Annotated in this window: 18 protein-coding genes; 12 read left to right on the top strand and 6 right to left on the bottom strand. The window is 68.5% G+C overall.

Annotated elements, in window-relative coordinates; all coding sequences use genetic code 11:
• Positions 1 to 40 precede the first annotated feature (40 nt).
• The 4 genes from fdxA (at position 41) to ACSQ3D_RS14400 (ending at position 3,316) form a co-directional block, all read left to right on the top strand.
• Positions 41 to 370, top strand: coding sequence for a ferredoxin FdxA (gene fdxA / locus ACSQ3D_RS14415; protein ID WP_056163211.1), 330 nt, complete (start codon positions 41 to 43; stop codon positions 368 to 370).
• A 76-nt stretch (positions 371 to 446) separates the two neighbouring features.
• Positions 447 to 1,223 carry a ferredoxin--NADP reductase gene (locus tag ACSQ3D_RS14410; protein ID WP_056410358.1) on the top strand — a complete coding sequence of 259 codons (777 nt, stop codon included), beginning with the start codon at positions 447 to 449 and terminating at the stop codon, positions 1,221 to 1,223.
• A gap of 67 nt (positions 1,224 to 1,290) precedes the next feature.
• On the top strand, positions 1,291 to 1,998 hold the full coding sequence (locus ACSQ3D_RS14405; RefSeq protein WP_436127359.1) for a TetR/AcrR family transcriptional regulator: 708 nt from the start codon (positions 1,291 to 1,293) through the stop codon (positions 1,996 to 1,998).
• 130 nt (positions 1,999 to 2,128) lie between these two features.
• Positions 2,129 to 3,316, top strand: coding sequence for an amidohydrolase family protein (locus tag ACSQ3D_RS14400; RefSeq protein ID WP_436127358.1), 1,188 nt, complete (start codon positions 2,129 to 2,131; stop codon positions 3,314 to 3,316).
• Positions 3,317 to 3,393: 77 nt separating this feature from the next.
• Here the strand turns inward: ACSQ3D_RS14400 and ACSQ3D_RS14395 are convergent, their stop codons facing one another.
• Together ACSQ3D_RS14395 and ACSQ3D_RS14390 are read right to left on the bottom strand one after the other, a co-directional pair.
• Positions 3,394 to 4,227 (bottom strand): glycine zipper 2TM domain-containing protein, encoded by an 834-nt coding sequence (locus ACSQ3D_RS14395; RefSeq protein ID WP_436127357.1) that lies wholly within the window; start codon positions 4,225 to 4,227, stop codon positions 3,394 to 3,396.
• A gap of 176 nt (positions 4,228 to 4,403) precedes the next feature.
• Positions 4,404 to 5,342: a YihY/virulence factor BrkB family protein gene (locus ACSQ3D_RS14390; protein WP_436127356.1), complete on the bottom strand. Its 939-nt coding sequence runs from the start codon at positions 5,340 to 5,342 to the stop codon at positions 4,404 to 4,406.
• Positions 5,343 to 5,523: 181 nt separating this feature from the next.
• On the opposite strand from ACSQ3D_RS14390, the gene ACSQ3D_RS14385 reads away from it, so the two are divergent.
• Both ACSQ3D_RS14385 and ACSQ3D_RS14380 read left to right on the top strand, forming a co-directional pair.
• Positions 5,524 to 6,669: a serine hydrolase domain-containing protein gene (locus ACSQ3D_RS14385; RefSeq protein ID WP_436127355.1), complete on the top strand. Its 1,146-nt coding sequence runs from the start codon at positions 5,524 to 5,526 to the stop codon at positions 6,667 to 6,669.
• Positions 6,670 to 6,761: 92 nt separating this feature from the next.
• Positions 6,762 to 7,328, top strand: a complete 567-nt coding sequence (locus ACSQ3D_RS14380; protein ID WP_056410369.1) for a shikimate kinase — start codon at positions 6,762 to 6,764, stop codon at positions 7,326 to 7,328.
• 110 nt (positions 7,329 to 7,438) lie between these two features.
• On the opposite strand, the gene ACSQ3D_RS14375 is transcribed toward ACSQ3D_RS14380, so the two are convergent.
• Together ACSQ3D_RS14375 and metH are read right to left on the bottom strand one after the other, a co-directional pair.
• On the bottom strand, positions 7,439 to 7,819 hold the full coding sequence (locus tag ACSQ3D_RS14375; protein ID WP_436127354.1) for a hypothetical protein: 381 nt from the start codon (positions 7,817 to 7,819) through the stop codon (positions 7,439 to 7,441).
• Between the two features lie 22 nt (positions 7,820 to 7,841).
• Positions 7,842 to 10,580: a methionine synthase gene (metH, locus tag ACSQ3D_RS14370; protein ID WP_436127353.1), complete on the bottom strand. Its 2,739-nt coding sequence runs from the start codon at positions 10,578 to 10,580 to the stop codon at positions 7,842 to 7,844.
• A 229-nt stretch (positions 10,581 to 10,809) separates the two neighbouring features.
• Here metH and ACSQ3D_RS14365 point away from each other — a divergent pair, with 229 nt between their 5' ends.
• Positions 10,810 to 11,196, top strand: a complete 387-nt coding sequence (locus ACSQ3D_RS14365; protein ID WP_056410373.1) for a hypothetical protein — start codon at positions 10,810 to 10,812, stop codon at positions 11,194 to 11,196.
• A gap of 45 nt (positions 11,197 to 11,241) precedes the next feature.
• Here ACSQ3D_RS14365 and ACSQ3D_RS14360 read toward each other — a convergent pair whose 3' ends face one another.
• Positions 11,242 to 11,724 carry a PACE efflux transporter gene (locus ACSQ3D_RS14360; protein WP_396504308.1) on the bottom strand — a complete coding sequence of 161 codons (483 nt, stop codon included), beginning with the start codon at positions 11,722 to 11,724 and terminating at the stop codon, positions 11,242 to 11,244.
• Between the two features lie 72 nt (positions 11,725 to 11,796).
• Between ACSQ3D_RS14360 and ACSQ3D_RS14355 the strand changes: the two genes are divergently transcribed.
• Together ACSQ3D_RS14355 and ACSQ3D_RS14350 are read left to right on the top strand one after the other, a co-directional pair.
• Positions 11,797 to 12,732 carry a LysR family transcriptional regulator gene (locus tag ACSQ3D_RS14355; RefSeq protein ID WP_056410377.1) on the top strand — a complete coding sequence of 312 codons (936 nt, stop codon included), beginning with the start codon at positions 11,797 to 11,799 and terminating at the stop codon, positions 12,730 to 12,732.
• Between the two features lie 277 nt (positions 12,733 to 13,009).
• Positions 13,010 to 15,166: a TonB-dependent siderophore receptor gene (locus ACSQ3D_RS14350; protein WP_436127352.1), complete on the top strand. Its 2,157-nt coding sequence runs from the start codon at positions 13,010 to 13,012 to the stop codon at positions 15,164 to 15,166.
• 49 nt (positions 15,167 to 15,215) lie between these two features.
• On the opposite strand, the gene ACSQ3D_RS14345 is transcribed toward ACSQ3D_RS14350, so the two are convergent.
• Positions 15,216 to 16,028: an MBL fold metallo-hydrolase gene (locus ACSQ3D_RS14345; protein WP_436127351.1), complete on the bottom strand. Its 813-nt coding sequence runs from the start codon at positions 16,026 to 16,028 to the stop codon at positions 15,216 to 15,218.
• A gap of 126 nt (positions 16,029 to 16,154) precedes the next feature.
• Here ACSQ3D_RS14345 and ACSQ3D_RS14340 point away from each other — a divergent pair, with 126 nt between their 5' ends.
• The 3 genes from ACSQ3D_RS14340 (at position 16,155) to ACSQ3D_RS14330 (ending at position 19,731) form a co-directional block, all read left to right on the top strand.
• Positions 16,155 to 17,165, top strand: coding sequence for a helix-turn-helix domain-containing protein (locus ACSQ3D_RS14340; RefSeq protein ID WP_436127350.1), 1,011 nt, complete (start codon positions 16,155 to 16,157; stop codon positions 17,163 to 17,165).
• Positions 17,166 to 17,353: 188 nt separating this feature from the next.
• Positions 17,354 to 18,247, top strand: a complete 894-nt coding sequence (locus tag ACSQ3D_RS14335; RefSeq protein ID WP_436127349.1) for a PPK2 family polyphosphate kinase — start codon at positions 17,354 to 17,356, stop codon at positions 18,245 to 18,247.
• A gap of 164 nt (positions 18,248 to 18,411) precedes the next feature.
• Positions 18,412 to 19,731, top strand: coding sequence for a Glu/Leu/Phe/Val family dehydrogenase (locus tag ACSQ3D_RS14330; protein ID WP_056410382.1), 1,320 nt, complete (start codon positions 18,412 to 18,414; stop codon positions 19,729 to 19,731).
• Positions 19,732 to 19,760: the final 29 nt, after the last annotated feature.

Here is a 19,760-nt window from a genome sequence, read left to right as displayed (position 1 = left end):
GTTTTCGCACCCCCTGAAACGGTGCACGAGGAGCCCCAAAATGACGCACGTAGTGACGGATGCATGTATTCGGTGCAAGTACACCGACTGTGTCGATGTCTGCCCGGTCGACTGCTTCAAGGAGGGGCCTGAATACCTCGTCATCGACCCCGACGAGTGCATCGACTGCGCGGTCTGCATCCCCGAGTGCCCCGCCAACGCCATCTATGCCGAAGACGACCTGCCCCCGGGCCTGGAAATCTTCCTCGAATTCAACAAAAAGCTGGCCCCGGGCCTGCCCACAATCACCAAAAGAAAACCGGCTTTGCCAGATGCGGAACAATGGAGGGTTGTGAGCCACAAGCTTTCCGGCCTGGATATCGCGTTCTGAGCCCCGCTCCAGCACGCCGCCAGCGCGGACTTCAGCCAGTTTTCTTCTGTACTTTCAACTTTTCCGACCAAGCACCATGAGCGCCTTTCTCGAAGAACGCGTCCTCTCCGTCCACCACTGGACGGACCGCCTTTTCTCCTTCACCACCACGCGGGACACGGCCCTGCGCTTTTCCAACGGCCATTTCACGATGATCGGCCTGCGTGGCGAGAACGGCAAACCCCTGCTGCGCGCCTACAGCATCGCCAGCGCCAACTACGAAGAGCACCTGGAGTTCCTGTCGATCAAGGTGCCCGACGGCCCGCTGACCTCGCGCCTGCAGCACATCCAGGTGGGCGACACCATCGTGGTGGGCAAGAAGCCCACCGGCACGCTGCTCATCGACTACCTGCTGCCCGCCAAGCGCCTGTACATGCTGTCCACCGGCACCGGCGTGGCGCCGTTCCTGAGCCTGATGCGCGACCCCGAGACGTATGAGAAGTTCGAGGAAGTCATCCTGGTGCACGGCGTGCGCGAGGTCAAGGAGCTGGCCTACCACGACTACATCACCCAAGAGCTGCCCCAGCACGAGTTCCTGGGCGAGATCGTGAGCAAGCAGCTCAAGTACTACCCCACCGTGACGCGCGAGGCGTTCAAGCACCAGGGCCGCGTGACGACCGTGATCGAGAACGGCCAGCTCGCCCGCGACCTGGGCCTGCCGGCGCTCAACCCGCTGGAAGACCGCGTGATGATCTGCGGCAGCCCCGAGATGCTGCGCGACCTCAAGCACATGATGGAAGAGCGCGGCTTCAAGGAAGGCAACACCACGAAGCCGGGCGACTTCGTGATCGAACGCGCGTTCGCAGAGCAGTGATCTCCCGGCCGGCACCGGGCGCCTGTCGAACAGGTGCCGCTGCCGGCCCCACCCACCAGGACCCGCCATGTCTGCCACTCCCCCCAAGACCCGGACAGCGTCCAGCCGATCTCCCACCGTGCGCAAGACGGGGGTGCGCGAGCAGGCCGCACAGACCACGCGCGACAACATCCTGAAAGCGGCGACCAAGGTGTTCGCGCGCTACGGCTACGAAGGCGGCAGCGTGGAGAAGATCTCCAAGGCGGCCAAGTCCTTCGACCGGATGATCTACTACTACTTCGGCAGCAAGGAAGGCCTGTTCATCGAGGTGCTGGAGGAAACCTACCGGCGCATGAACGATGCGGAGTCCAAGCTCGACCTGGACACCGCCAAGCCGGTCGAGGCGCTGCAGGCGGTGATCCGCTTCGTGGTGGGCTACTACCGCAAGAACCCCGAGTTCATCACGCTGCTCAACACGGAAAACCTGCACAAGGGCAAGCACATCTCCAAGTCCATGCGGGCCCGCGAATACTCGTCGCCCGCCATCGAGGTCATCCGCCGCGTGCTGGAGAGCGGCCAAGCGCAAGGGCTGTTCCGCAAGGACGTGTCGGCGCGCGACGTGTACCTGCTGATCGCCGCCACGGGCTACTTCTACATGTCCAACCGCCACACGCTGTCGGCCTTTCTGGGTGAAGACCTGGAGACGCCCGATGCGCTGGCGCACTGGGAGTGCTTCGTCATCGACAGCGTGCTGCGCACCGTGGCGCCGGGCCCCAGCCTGCCCAAGGGCAAGTGACGGCCGAAGGTCCGAAGATCTTCGGCACGCACCTCCGCAAGCAGCACTGCAAACGCAGGACGCACCGGACACAACGATTTTCTGAGCGAGGGCCGCAACGGGCCCGAACCCCCACCCACGAGGAGAATCCATGGCAGAAGCAGCAGCCGGCGGCAAGTCGGGCAAGGTCGTCATCAAAAACATCGGTCTCTTGTTGTCGGGCGACCTCGACCGCCCCATCCTCGATGCCGACACCATCGTCGTCAGCGACGGACTCATCGTGGCCGTGGGCCGCGAAAAGGATTGCGACACCGAACACGCGCAGACCGTGATCGATGCGCGCCAGACCTGCGTGGCCCCCGGCCTGATCGACAGCCACGTGCACCCGGTCTTTGGCGACTGGACGCCGCGGCAAAACCAGATCGGCTGGATCGACTCCACCATGAACGGCGGCGTGACCACCATGGTCTCGGCCGGCGAGGTCCACCTGCCCGGCCGCCCCAAGGACATCGTGGGCCTGAAGGCGCTGGCCATCACCGCGCAGCGCTCGTTCGACAACTTCCGCCCTGGCGGCGTGAAGGTGATCGCGGGTGCCCCGGTCATCGAAAAGGGCATGACCGAGCAGGACTTCAAGGACCTGGCCGACGCGGGCGTGACGCTGCTGGGCGAAGTGGGCCTGGGCTCCGTGAAGGCGGGCTACGAGGCCCAGCAGATGGTGGCGTGGGCGCGCAAGCACGGCATCCAGAGCACCATCCACACGGGCGGCCCGTCCATTCCGGGCTCGGGCCTCATCGACAAGGACGTGGTGCTGGAGGCCGATGCCGATGTGATCGGCCACATCAACGGCGGCCACACCTCGCTGCCCTGGAAGCATGTGTGCGAGCTGTGCGAGAAGTCGTCGCGCGCGATCGAGCTGGTGCACAACGGCAACGAGAAGATCGCCATCCAGGCCGCGCGCGCGGCCATCGAACTGAAGTGCCCGCACCGCGTGATTCTGGGCACCGACGGCCCGGCCGGCTCGGGCGTGCAGCCGCTGGGCATGCTGCGCATGATCGCCTTGATATCGAGCTTTGCCGACATCCCCGCCGAGTTGGTGTTCTGCTTTGCCACAGGCAACACGGCGCGCATCCGCAACCTGAACTGCGGGCTGATCGAGCCGGGCCGCGCGGCGGACTTCGTGTTCATGGACCGCGCGCAGCACACGGCCGGCGCCACGCTGCTGGAGAGCGTGCAGCTGGGCGACATCCCGGGCATCGGCATGGTGATGATCGACGGCCTGGTGCGCTGCGGCCGCAGCCGCAACACGCCGCCTGCGACGGAAATCCCGGTGGTGCTGTAGCCGCAGCCACTCACTGCGCCTCCGCCCAGCAAAAAAGCCCGCAGTTGCGGGCTTTTGCATTGGGGTTCAGGGCTGGCTCAATACGTATCGGCCACGCGCACAGCGCCTGGCTGGGCGCGCGGATAGGACTCTGCGGCGCGCGAGGCCGTGCCGTCATCCACGCGGAAGCCCTTGCCCTGCAGAACGACCGGTGTGCCCACGGCCGGAGGCTGCGCGCGGGTGAAGCGTCGCACCGAACCGTCTTCCATGCGCACGGCGATCTGGTAGACCGTCTGCGTGCGCGTGCGCTCTTCGACCTTGTGTCCCACATAGCCGCCGCCCACGGCACCCAGCACCGTGGCCGCAGTACGGCCCGACCCCTTGCCCACCTGATTGCCCACCACGGCACCCAGCACGCCACCGGCCACGGCGCCCACGCCCGTGGCAGGCGCCGCCTGCTGCACCGCCTGCACCGACTCGACCCGGCCGCAGGATGCGCATACGGGTGCTGGCGCTGCGGTGCGCATGGCAGGCTGGGGCGGCACATAGCCGCCCTGCGAAGATCCACCTTGGTAAGACCCGCCTTGGTAAGACGAACCTTGCGAATAGCCGGGCGCCTGGTTAGCTACATTATTTGTAGCAATACTTCTTTGACCAGCTTGCGGCAGGGGCTTGTTTTGCGCAGGCCCATCGACTGGGGGCGTGCCGGTCGCCGGCTGCGCCAGGGCTGCCATGGCGGCGCGAGGCGCCTCTGCAGCCGATTTGCCGGCGTTCTGCACCACCAAGGTGGTGCCCAAGGCCACCACGCTCACCCCCAGCACCCCGATGGCAGCCCACAGCCATTTGAGCGAGTGGCCCGAGGCCGCACCGGCAACGCCTGCGTGCGATGTGGCGGACAAAGGATGGGACGATGACGAAACGATAAAGCTCATGATTTTTCTCCGAAAGATCCAGCGGTACCAACACAACGCTGGAAGAGTGGCTGCAGAGTACCTGCGGGTGCCTGAAAACCGGACATAGCCCCTGTAAAGGACGTAAGAAGCTGTTTACCGGCAGATGGGTGCAAGGCGGGCTCGCGAGCAGCGAGCTACGTTGCGCCTGGCGCACCTCACCGCGCGGTGACCGCCCCTTCAGGCGCTGCGGCAGGCTCTGCCGGCGTGCCATGCAGCTCCTGGAATGCGCGCGCACAGCTGGCCGAGAACAACAGCACTGCCGACGAAAAGTAGATCCACATGAGCAGCACCACCAGCGACCCCGCCGCCCCATAGGCCGACACCACCGCAGCCGTGGACAGGTACCACGCCAGCAGTTGCTTGCCCACGGTGAACAGCGTCGCGCCCACCACGGCCCCCGCGAGGATGCAGCGCGAAGACGGACGGGCACCGCCGCCAATGCGCATCAGTCCCATGAACAACAGCACCGCAAAGCCGAAGGCCACCACCTCGTTGAGTATCTGCATGGCCGGCGCCACGGGTGCGGACGACAGGTGCGAGCCCGCCCAGCCCGCAAACAGGTTGATCAGCGTGGACAGGACCAGCGACACCAACAGCAAAAAGCCCAGGGCCAGCACATACGCCAGGCCCCGCAGCCGCAGCGACGCCATGCGCCACCAGGCGGCGCGCTGCTGCGTCGGCGCTTCGCTGCGCCACAGGTGCTCCAGTGCCGACTGCAGCTCCACGAACACCCCCGTAGCGCCAGACACCAGCACCACAAAACCCACCAGGGATGCAAGCCGCCCTTCCGACGGCTCCTTGGCACTGGCCAGGGCCTGCCGAATCACCTCGGCCACCTGCTGGCCCATGACGGCCTGCACCTGGGATATGAGGTTGGTCTCCAGGTAGCTGCGGTCCATCCACCAGCCCAGCACGCCCACCAGCAGCAGCAGCAACGGGGCCAGGCTCAGCATGCCGTAGAAGGACATCGCCGCGCTCATGCGCAGCCCGTCGGCGTCCAGCCACAAATTGATGGCGCGCCAGAACGGTTGCACCATTTTCCACAAGGGATCGACAAGGCGCAGGGCGCGGCGCTGGAGGCTGGAGACGGTCATGCCGCAAGCCTAGCGCGGCACGGCACCTGCATCCAGCCGCGATTCGCTGCAATGCAGGTAGGTTCGGTCCGACACCGCGGGCCCTGCAGCTGTTGCGCAGGCGACCGCGCCATCGCCCTGGGTGCGCATACTCGGTGGGCATGGCGTGCCATGCCACGCCATGCCCACCTGGAGATCGCCCATGAACCCCCTTGCCCTGCCCCGCCTGCGTGAGGCGCTGCAGCGCCATGTCGACCAGGGCCTGCTGCCCGGCGCCGTGGCGCTCGTCCACCACCGCGGCCATACCGTGCTGCACGAGGCCGTGGGCGCGCTGCGCCCGGGCAGCGGCGCGCCCCCGATGGCGGCCGATGCCATGTTCCGCATCTATTCGATGACCAAGCCGATCGCCTCCCTGGTGACGCTGATGTTGATGGAAGAAGGCCGGCTGCTGCTGTCGCTGCCCGTGTCGCACTACCTGCCGGCGTTTGCCGGCCAACGCGTGTACGACGAGGCCACCGGCACCAGCAACCCGCCAGCGCGCGAAGCCACCGTGCACGACCTGCTGCGCCACACGGCGGGCCTGAGCTACGCCTGGGAGCCCGGCACCGTGGCCGATGCCTACCGCGCGGCGCGCATCGGGTCGCGCCGCCTGACCAACGCCGCGCAGGTGGCGGCCCTGGGCCCGTTGCCGCTGGTGCACCCGCCGGGCAGCGCCTGGGAGTACAGCCGCGCCACCGACGTGCTGGGCGCCGTGCTGGAGGCGGTCGAAGGCGCGCCGCTCTCCGCCATCCTGCAGGAGCGCGTGCTGGGCCCGCTGGGCATGCGGGACACGGGCTTTGCGGTGCCGGCCCACCGGCTGGCCGATCTGGCCGAGCCGTTCGCGATCGACCCGCAAACCGGCGCCGCAGCGTTGGCGCTCAACGACGTGTCCGCCCCGCCCGCGTTCGAGTCCGCAGGTGGCGGCCTCGTGTCCACCGCGGCCGACTACGCCCGGTTTCTGGCGCTGATGCTGGGCCGTGGAACCTTGCAGGCCGCAGACGGCCCCGTCCGCCTCGCCAGCCGCGCCACGGTGGACTTCATGACCGCCGACCACCTGGGCGGCATCCCGGTGGTGGGCGACCTCCTGCCGCCGGGCCACGGCTTCGGCCTGGGTGTGGCCGTGCGCAGCGCCACCGGCCTGGGCAGCAGCCCCGGGTCGGCCGGCAGCTACAGCTGGAGCGGCCTGGGCGGAACCTGCTTTTTCGTGGACCCGGCCGAGGATTTGTTCGCCATCCTGCTCACGCAGGCACCCGGACAGCTGCGCTATCTGTGCACGCTGTTCCCTGCGCTGGTCTACGCCGCGCTCTGAGCCGGACAGGCCGGGGACTGCGCCCCGGGGTGCGCTGGCGCCGCCCCCTTACACTCTGCGCCCAGTTGGTACAGCATCACAACAGGACATTTATGCAGATTCGCTGTGCACTGGTCGGCATGCCCGGCTCGGGCAAATCCACCGTCGGCCGTCAGCTGGCCCACCGCGCCGGCGTGCCGTTCATCGACCTGGACCACCGGCTGGAGCAGACCATCGGTACCACCATCCGCAGCTTTTTCGAGGCGGAAGGCGAGTCACGCTTTCGTGACCTGGAGTCCGAGGTACTGGCCGAGGTGTGCCGCGGCAGCGGCGGCATGGTGCTGTCCACCGGCGGCGGCGCCGTGCTGCGTGCCGGGAACCGCGGGGTACTGCGCGAGTTCGGCTCGGTGATCTACCTGCGCGCCTCGGCCGAAGAGATCTACAAGCGCGTGAAGCACGACCGCACGCGCCCCCTGCTGCAGGGCGGCAACCCCATGGACAAGCTGCGCGAGCTCTACGCCCAGCGCGACGGCCTGTACCGCGAGACCGCACACTTCATCATCGAGACCGGCCGCCCCACGGTGCACACGCTGGTCAACATGATCATGATGCAGCTGGAGATGGCCGCGAGCGTCGAGGGAACAGCGGCGCCGGCCGCTGGGGCCACACCGGTCGCATAAACCTGCGCTACAGGCCTGATGGCGCTCCGCCCGGGGCGCCCACCTGGCACAGGGCAAACAAGCGCGATGCTGGAACCCTCAGCCCAGCCACATCAGCCACATCAGCCACATCAGCAGATGCTGCCGCCGATGCTTTTGCCGTCTTTCAGATCGAACCCGAAATAGCAGCTGGTGTCCGACTTCGAGTACTGGATGCACTGCAGCCGCTCTTTCACGCGGACGCGGACTTTGGGGTCGGTCGTGCACTCATCTTTCACGTCCGGGCCCAGACGGTCGAAAAGGTCCCGGGCCGCCTTGCCCTGCACGTGGAAGGACACCTTGGCATCCTGCGCAGTGGGCGCAGCAGGGTCGCCCAAACCACCAGAGTAGATCGCCATCTGCGCGGTCACCGGCCTGAAGGCGAATGCCCAGTCGGCGGCCAGCGCTGCGGCACAGGCTGCGCCCAGCAGGGCCGCGGCCAGGCAGGACTTTTTCACGAGCGATTTCTTCATGGGCATCGGCACTGCGCCCGCACTACAAATTGGGCGCCAGCAACCGCGCCAGCACGGCCTCGTCCATGCCCCGGCGCTGGGCCATGTCGTGCAGCTGGTCCTCGCCGATCTTGCCGACGTTGAAGTACACGCTCTCGGGGTGGCCCAGGTAGAACCCGCTCACGCTGGCGGCAGGCATCATGGCCAGACTCTCGGTCAGGGTCATGCCGACCTCGTCGCACTGCAGCACGCGGAACAACTCCGTCTTGGCGCTGTGGTCGGGGCAGGCGGGGTAGCCGGGGGCGGGGCGGATGCCGGTGTACTTCTCGGCGATCATGTCGTCGTTGGACAGGTGCTCGCCAGCCGCATAGCCCCACAGGTCGGTGCGCACGCGGTGGTGAAGGGCTTCGGCAAAGGCCTCGGCCAGGCGGTCGGCCAGGCTCTTGAACATGATGGCCGAGTAGTCGTCCAGCGCGTCGATGAAGGCCTTTTCCTTCTTCTCGATTCCGAGGCCCGCCGTCACCGCGAACAGGCCGGCGTAGTCGGCGATGCCGCTGCTCTTGGGCGCGACGAAGTCGGCCAGGCAGCGGCTGGGGCGCGTCACGCCGTCGATGGTGTGCTTCTCGGCCTGCTGGCGCATGCCGTACCAGGTCATGGCCACCTCGGTGCGCGTCTCGTCGGTGTAGAACTCGATGTCGTCGTCGTTCACGCTGTTGGCGGGGTACAGGCCCATCACGCCGTTGGCGGTGAGCCAGCGGCCTTCGATGATCTTTTTCAGCATGGCCTGCGCGTCGGCGAACACGCGCGTGGCCTCCACGCCCACGACCTCGTCGGTCAGGATGGCGGGGTACGGCCCGGCCAGGTCCCAGGTCTGGAAGAACGGGCCCCAGTCGATGTAGCGCGCCAGCTCGGCCAGGTCGAAGTTCTTGAACACGCGGCGGCCCAGCGCGCGCGGCACGGTGGGTTGGCAGGCTGCCCAGTCCACGGGCGTCTTGTTGGCGCGGATCTTGGCCAGCGACCACAGCGGGGTCTGCTTCTTGTTGGCGTGCTGGGTGCGCACCTTGTCGTAGTCGGCGTTGAGTTCGTCGACATAGGTCTGCACGCCGTCACCCAGCAGGCTCTGGGCCACGCTCACGCTGCGGGACGCGTCGGGCACGTAGACCACGGGGCCTTCGTAGTGCGGGGCGATCTTGACGGCGGTGTGCACGCGGCTGGTGGTGGCGCCGCCGATGAGCAGCGGGATCTTCTTGATGCGGAAGTGGTCGTCCTTCTGCATCTCGCCGGCCACGTACTGCATTTCTTCCAGGCTGGGCGTGATCAAGCCCGACAGGCCCACGATGTCGGCCCCCTCCACCTTGGCACGCGCCAGGATCTCGTGGCAGGGCACCATCACGCCCATGTTCACCACCTCGAAGTTGTTGCACTGCAGAACGACGGTGACGATGTTCTTGCCGATGTCGTGCACGTCGCCCTTGACGGTGGCGATGATGATCTTGCCCTTGCTGCGCACGTCGCGGCCGGCCAGCTCGTCCTGGCGCTTTTCTTCCTCGATGTAGGGGATCAGGTGGGCCACGGCGGACTTCATCACGCGCGCGCTCTTGACCACCTGGGGCAGGAACATCTTGCCCGCGCCGAACAGGTCGCCCACCACGTTCATGCCGTCCATGAGCGGGCCTTCGATCACGTGCAGCGGACGCCCGCCCTTGGCGACGATGGCCTGGTAGGCCTCTTCGGTGTCTTCGACGATGAAGTCGGTGATGCCATGCACCAGCGCGTGCGACAGGCGCTCGCCCACGGTCTTGGGGGCGTCGGGCGTGCCGCGCCATTCGAGCTTCTTGCTCTCGTCCTTGGCGCCGCTCTTGGCGGTCTCGGCCACCTCGACCAGGCGCTCGCCCGCATCGGGGCGGCGGTTGAGCACCACGTCCTCCACGCGCTCGCGCAGCGTGGGTTCCAGGTCGTCGTAGACGCCGACCATGCCGGCGTTGACGATGCCCATGTCCATGCCCGCCTGGATCGCGTGGTAAAGGAACACGGTGTGGATGGCTTCGCGCACCGGGTCGTTGCCGCGGAAGCTGAAGGACACGTTCGACACGCCGCCCGAGACCTTGGCGCCGGGCAGGTGCTGCTTGATCCAGCGCACGGCCTCGATGAAGTCGACCGCGTAGTTGTTGTGCTCCTCGATGCCGGTGGCCACCGCGAAGATGTTGGGGTCGAAGATGATGTCCTCGGGCGGAAAGTCCACCTCGTCGACCAGCACGCGGTAGGCGCGCTCGCAGATCTCGATCTTGCGCTCGAAGGTGTCGGCCTGGCCTTTCTCGTCGAAGGCCATGACCACGGCGGCCGCGCCGTAGCGCTTGACCAGGCGCGCCTCGTGCTTGAACTTGTCGATGCCCTCTTTCATGCTGATGGAGTTGACGATGCCCTTGCCCTGGATGCAGCGCAGGCCGGCCTCGATCACGTCCCACTTGGAGCTGTCGACCATGATGGGCACCCGCGCGATGTCGGGCTCGGAGGCGATGAGCTGCAGGAAGCGCACCATGGCGGCCTTGCTGTCGAGCATGGCCTCGTCCATGTTCACGTCGATCACCTGGGCGCCGTTTTCCACCTGCTGGCGGGCCACGGCCAGGGCCTCTTCGTACTGGCCGTTCAGGATCATGCGGGCGAAGGCCTTGGAGCCGGTGACGTTGGTGCGCTCGCCGATGTTGACGAACAGCGTGCCCTCGCCGATGGTTACCGGCTCCAGGCCGGACAGCTTCATGGGAGGAACGGGGACAGCGGACATCAGGCTCACTCGTGCAATCGGTTCGTGGGGGCCACCGAGCGTCATCGCATCCAGGGATGACCGACCTTGCGGGCGTGGGGGCCCGCTGCGACGCTCTTTGGGGAAGCCCTGATTTTACGGGCGCCAGCCGCCAGGGCTGAATCCGCGGGGCTGGCACAAAAGCCCGTGATGTGCCGCCTGCCCACCGCTAAGATGCGGTGGCTCCCGCTGCTTCCATTTCCTTGCGCTGATGAAACACCCCGTAGACACCGCCTATTACGCCGCGACCCAACTGCCGGGCCAGCGCTTCGATGCATCGCTCCGTGAGGGCTGGGGTGTGTGGATATCGCTGCTCGGGGACGACATCCTCAAGGCCGTCTTCACGCGCCGTGCCGATGCGGACGGCTACGTCGCCCAGCAGACCTCGGGCGGCCAGCGGGGCCAGGTGCGCAGAATGTGGCTGGTGCTCAACGAGACCACGGGCGAAGCCTATGCGCTGGGGGGTGACGGCAACCTGCCGGTGCACGGTGTGGACCTGGACTTCAGCCACCGCGCCCAGCTGGACAAGCTGCGCAGCGATGTGCTGTCGCGCCTGAGCGAGGCCGAGTTGAACGCGCTCGGGCTCAAGCGCATCTGAGCGCCGCGGGGCCCGTGCGATGGGCCCGAAGAGCGCAAAGCGCGCTCAGGCCGCCTGGGCCGACGCCGGCAGGCCGAAGATGCGGTCGAATCCCCAGTTGAAGACGAACGTGTAGCACAGGAAGAACACGATCAGCCCCAGGTCCATGACGAAGGCGGTCCACAGGCTCACGCCGAACCACCAGGCGAACAGCGGCACCAGCGTGAACACCAGCCCGCCCTCGAAGCCGATGGCATGCGCCACCCGGCGGCCCACGCTGCGCCCGCGCACGGCCTGGCGCGATTCCCAGCGCTCGAAGGCCCAGTTGAAGACGATGTTCCACACGATGGCGATCGCCGACGCCGCCACCGCCACCACGCTGGAATGGCCCGCGCCCTGGCCCGTGAGCAGCGCCAGCCCCAGCGTGGCGGCCGCGATGGCGATGAGCTCGTACAGAGTGACGTAGATCACACGGCGCTTGATGCCCTGCAGCCCGGTGCTGGCGGGGGTGGATGGCGTGGCCTGAAGGTGCGGGGTGCTGGAAGTCATGGCGCTACTGTATGTGCGCCGCACTGATACATAAAGTCAGCTTGTTTCAGATTTTCTGATAGATTGAGCCGCATGGCTTTCTCCTCCGACAGCGTGCAGGTGTTCCTGGCCGCCCTGGACCACGGCTCGTTCTCCGCCGCCGCGCGGGCGCTGGCGCGCGTGCCGTCGGCGGTCAGCATGACCATTGCGCACCTGGAGGCCGAACTCGACGTGCAGCTGTTCGACCGCAGCGGCCGGGAGCCCCGCCCCACCGCCGCCGCGCGGGCCCTGGAGCCTCAGGCGCGTCTGCTGGCGGGGCAGTTGCAGCAGCTCAACGCCCAGGCGCTGGCACTCACCCAGGGGCTGGAGGAGCGCCTGACCTTGGCCATCGCCCCCGAACTGCTGGCCGCGCGCTGGACGGGGCCGCTGGCCGCACTGGCGCAGGAATACCCGCTGCTGCAGGTCGAGGTGCTGGCCGCGCCGCAGGTGGACGCGCTGGCGCTGGTGCATGCCGGCCGGGCGCAGTTGGCGCTGGTGTTTGAGCGCCCCAGCATCGATGGGCGCGAGGGCTTCCAGGAGGTTGGCACCGAGACGCTGGTCGCGGTAATGGCCCCCGACCACCCCGTTCTGGCGGCGGCGCGCGCCGCCGCTCAGGCCCGGGGCGAGCCACCCGGCAGCGCCATGCTGCGCGAGGAGCACCTGACCACCACGCGCCAGATCGTGGTGGCCAGCCGCGACCTGGCCCAGACCGATCCGCGCTTCGTCTTCGCGCGCCACCACTGGCGCACCGACAACCACCTGGCGGCCCTCGGGCTCATCGAGGCCGGCCTGGGCTGGGGCTGGCAGCCGCGCGCGCTGGTACAGCCCCGCATCGCGGCGGGCACGCTGGTGGAGATGCCGTTCGAGAACCTGAGCAACGGCACCGCCCTGTGGGTGGACGTGGTGTGGTCCAAGGAGCGGCCCCAGGGCCTGGGCGCCGCGCGCTTCGTGGCCCTGATGAAGACCGCCGCCGCGCCAACGCAGCGCTGAAGGCGTGCGCCCCGGGCGTTGCGGCCTTGGGACAGTGCCGCCAAGCCGGGTGGCGGGCACGTCGCTCAGCGTGCTCTGCGCAGGACACCCGCCGGTCAAACCCAAAGATAAAAGAGAATGCGAATTAGTTGCATTTGAGGCTATGATGGCGCCCCTTTTCCCGCACACCCGCCAAGCCCTCACCCACTGCCCCGCCCACACCGCGCTCGCACGGGAGCTGGCGGGCTGCCCCACCAGCGCAGCCGCGGTCTTCGCCTTTCCATTCTTCGTTGTGACCATGCATTCCTTGACCCACCGGCCCGCACGGACGACTGCCGTCGCGCGCGCCGCCCTGGCGCTGTGCGCCCTGTCTGCGGCCGCCGCCGCGCTGGCCCAGACTGCGCCCGCCCCCGCCCCCGACACCGGTACCGCCACAAGCCCCGCGCTGTCGGAAGTGCAGGTGCGCGACAGCAGTGCCGCCACCGGCTACCAGGGCGCCCAGCGCAACACCGGCGCCACGCGCACCGACACCCCGCTGATCGAAACCCCGCAGTCCGTGCGCGTGGTGCCCCAGCAGCTGATGGAGGACCTGGGCGCGACGCGCCTGGCCGATACGGTGGACTACGTGAGCGGCATCACCCGGCTGAACGACTTCGGCGGCACGTGGGACAACTACGCGATCCGCGGCTTCAGCAACACCGACGGCGGCCAGCTGCTCAACGGCTTTGCGTCCAACCGGGGCTACGGCCCGCAGCGCGACGTGAGCTCGGTCGAACGCATCGAATTCCTGAAGGGCCCGGCAGCCGCGCTGTACGGCAGCAGCGAGCCGGGGGGCACGCTCAACATCGTCACCAAGAAGCCGCAGTTCACCGCCGCCCACAAGGCCGGCCTGCAGGTGGGCGGCCAGGGCTACCGGCGTGCCACGCTCGACACCACCGGCCCGCTGGGCAAGGACGTGGCCTACCGCCTGAACGTGGCGGCCGAAGACGGCGCCAGCCGCACCGCGCTGGTGGACAACCGCAAGCTGGTGGTGGCCCCGTCCATCACCTGGAACCTGGGGCCCAACACGGTGCTGAACTACGAGGCGGAGTTCATCCGCATCCGCACGCCGCTGGACCGCGGCATCGTGCAGGTGCGCGGCAACGTGGGCGCGCTGCCGTCCGACCGCTACCTGGGCGACCCCAGCCGCCCCAACCTGCACGTGAACGGCGACACGCACCAGGTGACGCTGGACCACGACCTGGGCCAGGGCTGGCGCACGCGCGTGGGCGCGTCGTACCGCGAGACGGACCTGTATGGCGCCGCCGTGGACCTGACCGGCGCCCTGGCCGCGGACGGCCGCACCCTGACGCGCCGCGACAGCTGGCGCAGCCTGCCCGCGCGCGACGCGTCGCTGCAGGCCGAGGTCGAGGGCAAGCTGCGCACCGGCGGCCTCGCCCACACCGTGCTGGCCGGCGTGGAGACCTGGCGCCTGACCGCGGCGCAGGACATCCGCTACTCCAGCCTGGCCAGCCAGCCGTTCGCCATCGACATCTACAACCCCGTGTACGACCAGCCCGTGGGCAACCTGACCCCAGGCTTCGACCTGGTGGACCGCACCCGCGCCACGGGCCTGTTCGTGCAGGACCAGATCGACCTGAGCGAGCGCTGGAAGCTGCTGGCCGGCGTGCGCTTCGACCGCTTCCACCAGGACAGCGAAAACCGCCTGGCCGCCACGCGCCAAGTGCAGGACCATTCGTCCGCCACGCCGCGCATCGGCGTCACGTACCTGATCGATCCGAACACGTCCGTCTACGCCTCGGCCGGGCGCTCGTTCCGCCCCAACGCGGGCACCGACGAAGGCGGCCGCGCGTTCGACCCGCAAAAGGGCCAGGCACTGGAGCTGGGCGCCAAGTGGCAGTCGGCCGACCAGCGGATGAACGCGAGCGTGGCGCTGTTCGACATCCGCAAGACCAACGTGCTCACGCGCAGCCCCACCAACGCCAACTTCAGCATCGCCGCGGGGGAGGTGCAAAGCCGCGGCCTGGAGCTGGATGTGGCCGGGCAGATCAACGCCCACTGGCGCATGACCGCCAACCTGGCCTACACCGACACCGAGGTGACCCGCGACAACAACGCCGCCCTGCTGGGCAAGCGCCTGCTGAACGTGCCCCGCGTGAGCGCCGGCCTGTTCGCCATCCGCGAAGACCAGGCCCCCTGGGGCGGCCGCTACGGCGTGGGCGGCGGCCTGGTGCACGTGGGCGAGCGCACCGGCACCGCGACCGACACCTACCGCCTGCCGGCCTACACCACGGCACGCCTCACGGGCTACTGGCAGATCGACAAGCGCACGCGCCTGACGCTGGACGTGCACAACCTGTTCAACAAGACCTACTACACGGCGTCGTGGGGCGCGCTCACCGTCATCCCGGGCGCGCAGCGGCAGGTGGTGGCGGGCGTGCAGGTGTCGTTTTGAACGAAAACTGCCCCTGCCGCTGGATCAGCAAGCGCAAACAGCTATTGTTTTAATAGCACACAGCAGTGTCCGTGGGGAGGAAGCGCCTGCGCTCTCCGTCCTCGGGCACCCACAGGCGGTGGTCCCAGCCACCCTGCTGCGCCAGCGCCCGCACTGCATCGCGGGTGGTGGGGCAGTGGTCCAGCGCCTGCAGGTGGTTCACCACCAGCGTGCCCGGGGTCAGCGCGGCGGCCTCGGCCATGTCGGCGGCGTCCATGAGGATCTCCGCGCCCACATCGAAGCGCGCGCCGCCTGCGGGCAGCACGGCCACGTCCGGCCGCAGGCGCGCCAGGCAGTCGCGCACGGCGGGGGTCAGCAGCGTATCGCCCGCCAGGTACACGCTGGGCTGGCCGGGCAGCTCCAGCAGGTAGCCATGGCCGTGCTCCATGAAGCGGGCGATCCAGCCCTGCCCGTGCATGCAGGCCACCGGCGTGACGTGGCCGCCCAGGGCAAACGGCTGGCGCTCCGGACCTGACAGCGGCAACACCACCAGGCCCCGCTGCGCCAGGTAGGCCGCATCGCGCGGCATGCAGATCACCGGAATCTGCCGTTCGCGCAGAAAGCGCTTGCCCGCACTGTCCAGGTGGTCGAAGTGGCCGCGCTGGCAGTGGGTGATGAGGGCGTGCGTCACGCGCTCCAGCGCGGCGTCCGTGCCCGGCGGCAGGTCGACGATGGGGTTGCGCTCACGCCCCTTGCCCAGGTAGCGCAGCGCCGGCAGCGTGCCGCGCGGCGCGAGCATCGGGTCCACCAGCAGGCCGACGGGGCGGCCCTGGCTTGAGAACTCCAGCACGACGGTGGCATTGCGCAGATGGGTGATGTGCATGGCGGGGGTCTCCAACAAGGCCGGTGGGTGGATAGGTCGATGCCCGATTGTTGGATGCCACGGCGTGCGCGAGAATGGCCTGATCTGACAATTTCTTGCCATTTCTAGCCACCCCATTTTTTGCCCATGACCGCGTCCCTTGTGCCATCGGCCCCCCGTCGGCACGCACCGCCGCCGACCACAGCGTTGCGCCTGGGCCTGCTGCTGTACCCCGGCTGCATGCCGGCCGGCTTGTTCGCCGCCGCCGACATGGCCCGCGCAGCCGGCCTGCGGGCGCAGCGGCCCGTGGCGCAGACGCTGTGGGTGGGCGCGGACCTGCAGCCCGTACCCACCTGGCAAGGACCCTCGCTCACGCCCACCGCCGCACTGGCCGCTGCGGACCTGGACGCGGTGCTGGTCCCCGGCCTGTGGCTATCGTCCACCGACGGCCTCGCCGCGCAACTGCAGCCACTGGCCCCGGCGGTGCAGGCCCTGGCCGCGCTGCCCCGCCGCACGCAGGTGTGGAGCTACTGCGCGGGCGTGTTGCTGGCCGCCGCCAGCGGGCGCCTGCGCGGGCGCGGCGCCACGGCCACCTGGTGGCTGCGGACCGCGCTGGAGCAGCAATACAGCGCCGTGCACTGGCGTTTTGACGAGCCCCTGGTGCAGGACGGCACCGCCACCACGGCGGCCGGCGCCAACGGCTACCTGCCGCTGATGCTGCACGCGCTGGGTGCGCGCCTGGCGCCCGAGGCCCTGGCCGACCTGCAGGCATTGCTGATGCTGCCGCGCCCGCGCACCACCCACCCGGCGTTCGCGGGGCACGACCTCATGGCCACGGCCGACGCCGACCTGCGCCGCGCCATGCTCTGGGTGCAGCGCAGCCCCGCCATCGAACTGCGGCTGCCCGCGCTGGCGGAGGCACTGGGCCTCTCGCCCCGCACGCTGGCGCGCCGGGTGCAGGCGCACACGGGGCTGTCGGCCGCGCACTGGATGCGCCGCATCAAGCTGCGCCAGGTGAGCGAGGCGCTGTGCGACACGCCACACCCCTTGAAGCGCATCGCCGAAGACCTGGGCTTTGCGAGCGAAGCCGGCCTGCACCGCGCCTTCCGTCAGGCCACCGGGCAGACGCCGCTGGCCTACCGCATGGCGCAGCGGTGACGCGCCTTCCCCTCTTCCGAACCCGGGCCCGCCCACGCACCGCTGTCGCTGTCGCTGTCGCTGCGGGCCAGGGTGCGCCTGGGCGCCCGGCACAGCCTTGGCAACCAGCAGCGGCCCGCGCAGACCATTTGTGAAATGCGCCCTGTTGCCCTAACCTGTGCCCCATCCACGCACCGCCCCTCACATCCATGCCCTCACCCCTGATCCCCAAATCCCGCAGCAAGACCGCCGACCTGTGGTCGCAATGGCAGCCCGGCAAACCCACCGCCGATGACGGAAAGGACGGCAGCCGCGGCAAGCCGCAGCGTGGCGTGTCGCTGGGCGACTACGACCCGGGCGCCAAGCCGTTTTCCCTGGGCGGGAAGGCGCAGGACAAGGCGGCCGTGGACGCGCTGGCCGCGGAGCTCGACACGCTGCAGGACCTGTTCTACGCCGACAAGCGCTACAAGCTGCTGGTGGTGCTGCAGGGCACCGACACCTCCGGCAAGGACGGCACCATCCGCGGCGTGTTCGGCCGCATGAGTGCGCTGGGGGTGCACGCCGTGGGCTGGAAGGCACCGACCGAGGCCGAGCGCGCCCGCGACTACCTGTGGCGCATCCACCAGCAGGTGCCGCAGGCGGGCGACATCACGGTGTTCAACCGCAGCCAGTACGAGGACGTGCTGGTGCCGGTGGTCAACGGCTGGATCACGCCCGAGCAGCACCAGGAGCGGCTGGCCCACATCAACGACTTCGAGCGCATGCTCAGCGAGACGGGCACGGTGGTGCTCAAGTTCTTGCTGCACATCAGCGCCGACGAGCAGAAGGAGCGGCTGCAGGAGCGTCTGGACGACCCGGCCAAGCACTGGAAGTTCAGCCAGGGCGACATCGAGGTGCGCAAGCAGTGGGCCGACTACCAGCGCGCCTACGACACGCTGCTGTCCGCCACGCACACCCCCTGGGCGCCGTGGACCATCGTGCCGGCCAACTCCAAGACGCACCGCAACCTGATGATCGCCACCGTGCTGCGCGAGGTGCTGCAGAACCTGGACCTGCGCTACCCCGAGGGCGACCCGGCCCTGGCACAGCTCAAGGTCGAATGACCCGCAGTGGAGAGCGCCGGTTTTGCTGCAATGCCGCATGGACAGGCGCTTTCGGCTGGTTATGCATCAAACGCATAACCCGCAAACACTCCGGCCTTAGACAGCGTGAGGGCACAGGCATAAGCTTCGCAGCCTGAACTGATCGATCCCACAAGGAACTCACCATGTCTTCATCCACCGGCGCCCCTGGCACCACCGCTGCGGGCGCCGTCCACAGCCTGCCCTCCTACCTGCAAGCCGATCACCTCGGCCCCTGGGGCAACTACCTGCAGCAGGTCGACCGCGTCACCCCCTACCTGGGCAACCTGGCGCGCTGGGTGGAAACGCTCAAGCGCCCCAAGCGCATCCTGATCGTGGACGTGCCGATCGAGCTCGATAACGGCACCATCGCCCACTACGAAGGCTACCGCGTGCAGCACAACCTGAGCCGCGGCCCCGGCAAGGGCGGCGTGCGTTTTCACCAGGACGTGACGCTGTCCGAGGTGATGGCCCTGTCGGCCTGGATGTCGGTGAAGAACGCCGCGGTGAACGTGCCCTACGGCGGCGCCAAGGGCGGTATCCGCGTGGACCCCAAGAAGCTGTCGCTGGGTGAGCTGGAGCGCCTGACGCGCCGCTACACCAGCGAGATCGGCCTGCTGATCGGCCCCTCCAAGGACATCCCCGCACCCGACGTGAACACCAACGGACAGGTCATGGCCTGGATGATGGACACGTATTCCATGAACACCGGCGCCACCGCCACCGGCGTGGTCACCGGCAAGCCCGTGGACCTGGGCGGCTCGCTGGGCCGCGTCGAGGCCACCGGCCGCGGCGTGTACACCGTGGGTGTCGAAGCCGCCAAGCTGACCGGCCTGGCGCTGAGCGGCGCCCGCGTGGCGGTGCAGGGCTTCGGCAACGTGGGCGGCATTGCAGCCAAGCTGTTTGCCGAAGCCGGCGCCAAGGTGGTGGCCGTGCAGGACCACACCGGCACCATCTTCAACGGCAACGGCCTGGACGTGCCGGCCCTGCTGGCCCACGTCAAGACCCGCGGCGGCGTGGGCGGCTTTGCCGGCGCCGACGTGATGAAGCCCGAGGAGTTCTGGGGCGTGGACTGCGAGATCCTGATCCCTGCGGCGCTGGAAGGCCAGATCACCAAGGACAACGCAGGCCAGATCAAGGCCAAGCTCGTGATCGAAGGCGCCAACGGCCCCACGACCACTGAAGCCGACGACATCCTGAACGACAAGGGCGTGCTGGTGCTGCCCGACGTGATCGCCAACGCCGGTGGCGTGACGGTGAGCTATTTCGAGTGGGTGCAGGACTTCTCCAGCTTCTTCTGGAGCGAGGACGAGATCAACGCCCGCCTGGTGCGCATCATGCAAGAGGCCTTCGCGGGCATCTGGCAGGTGTCGCAAGAGCACAAGGTGAGCCTGCGCACCGCCACCTTCATCGTGGCCTGCCAGCGCATCCTGCATGCGCGCGAAATGCGCGGACTTTACCCTTGACCCCCTGAGCGGCTGCGCCGCTTCCCCCC

The organism is Acidovorax sp. LjRoot117, assembly GCF_964252695.1.
GTDB lineage: Bacteria > Pseudomonadota > Gammaproteobacteria > Burkholderiales > Burkholderiaceae_C > Acidovorax.
This window is presented reverse-complemented; position numbering and strand designations above follow the sequence as displayed.

Coding starts and splice junctions, on each gene's coding strand:
- ACSQ3D_RS14400 (WP_436127358.1), top strand. CDS start 2,129: ATGGCAGAAGCAGCAGCCGGCGGCAAGTCGGGCAAGGTCGTCATCAAA.
- ACSQ3D_RS14345 (WP_436127351.1), bottom strand. CDS start 16,028: ATGCACATCACCCATCTGCGCAATGCCACCGTCGTGCTGGAGTTCTCA.
- metH (WP_436127353.1), bottom strand. CDS start 10,580: ATGTCCGCTGTCCCCGTTCCTCCCATGAAGCTGTCCGGCCTGGAGCCG.
- ACSQ3D_RS14335 (WP_436127349.1), top strand. CDS start 17,354: ATGCCCTCACCCCTGATCCCCAAATCCCGCAGCAAGACCGCCGACCTG.
- ACSQ3D_RS14385 (WP_436127355.1), top strand. CDS start 5,524: ATGAACCCCCTTGCCCTGCCCCGCCTGCGTGAGGCGCTGCAGCGCCAT.
- ACSQ3D_RS14380 (WP_056410369.1), top strand. CDS start 6,762: ATGCAGATTCGCTGTGCACTGGTCGGCATGCCCGGCTCGGGCAAATCC.
- ACSQ3D_RS14330 (WP_056410382.1), top strand. CDS start 18,412: ATGTCTTCATCCACCGGCGCCCCTGGCACCACCGCTGCGGGCGCCGTC.
- ACSQ3D_RS14360 (WP_396504308.1), bottom strand. CDS start 11,724: ATGACTTCCAGCACCCCGCACCTTCAGGCCACGCCATCCACCCCCGCC.
- ACSQ3D_RS14355 (WP_056410377.1), top strand. CDS start 11,797: ATGGCTTTCTCCTCCGACAGCGTGCAGGTGTTCCTGGCCGCCCTGGAC.
- ACSQ3D_RS14390 (WP_436127356.1), bottom strand. CDS start 5,342: ATGACCGTCTCCAGCCTCCAGCGCCGCGCCCTGCGCCTTGTCGATCCC.
- ACSQ3D_RS14340 (WP_436127350.1), top strand. CDS start 16,155: ATGACCGCGTCCCTTGTGCCATCGGCCCCCCGTCGGCACGCACCGCCG.
- fdxA (WP_056163211.1), top strand. CDS start 41: ATGACGCACGTAGTGACGGATGCATGTATTCGGTGCAAGTACACCGAC.
- ACSQ3D_RS14395 (WP_436127357.1), bottom strand. CDS start 4,227: ATGAGCTTTATCGTTTCGTCATCGTCCCATCCTTTGTCCGCCACATCG.
- ACSQ3D_RS14375 (WP_436127354.1), bottom strand. CDS start 7,819: ATGAAGAAATCGCTCGTGAAAAAGTCCTGCCTGGCCGCGGCCCTGCTG.
- ACSQ3D_RS14410 (WP_056410358.1), top strand. CDS start 447: ATGAGCGCCTTTCTCGAAGAACGCGTCCTCTCCGTCCACCACTGGACG.
- ACSQ3D_RS14350 (WP_436127352.1), top strand. CDS start 13,010: ATGCATTCCTTGACCCACCGGCCCGCACGGACGACTGCCGTCGCGCGC.
- ACSQ3D_RS14405 (WP_436127359.1), top strand. CDS start 1,291: ATGTCTGCCACTCCCCCCAAGACCCGGACAGCGTCCAGCCGATCTCCC.
- ACSQ3D_RS14365 (WP_056410373.1), top strand. CDS start 10,810: ATGAAACACCCCGTAGACACCGCCTATTACGCCGCGACCCAACTGCCG.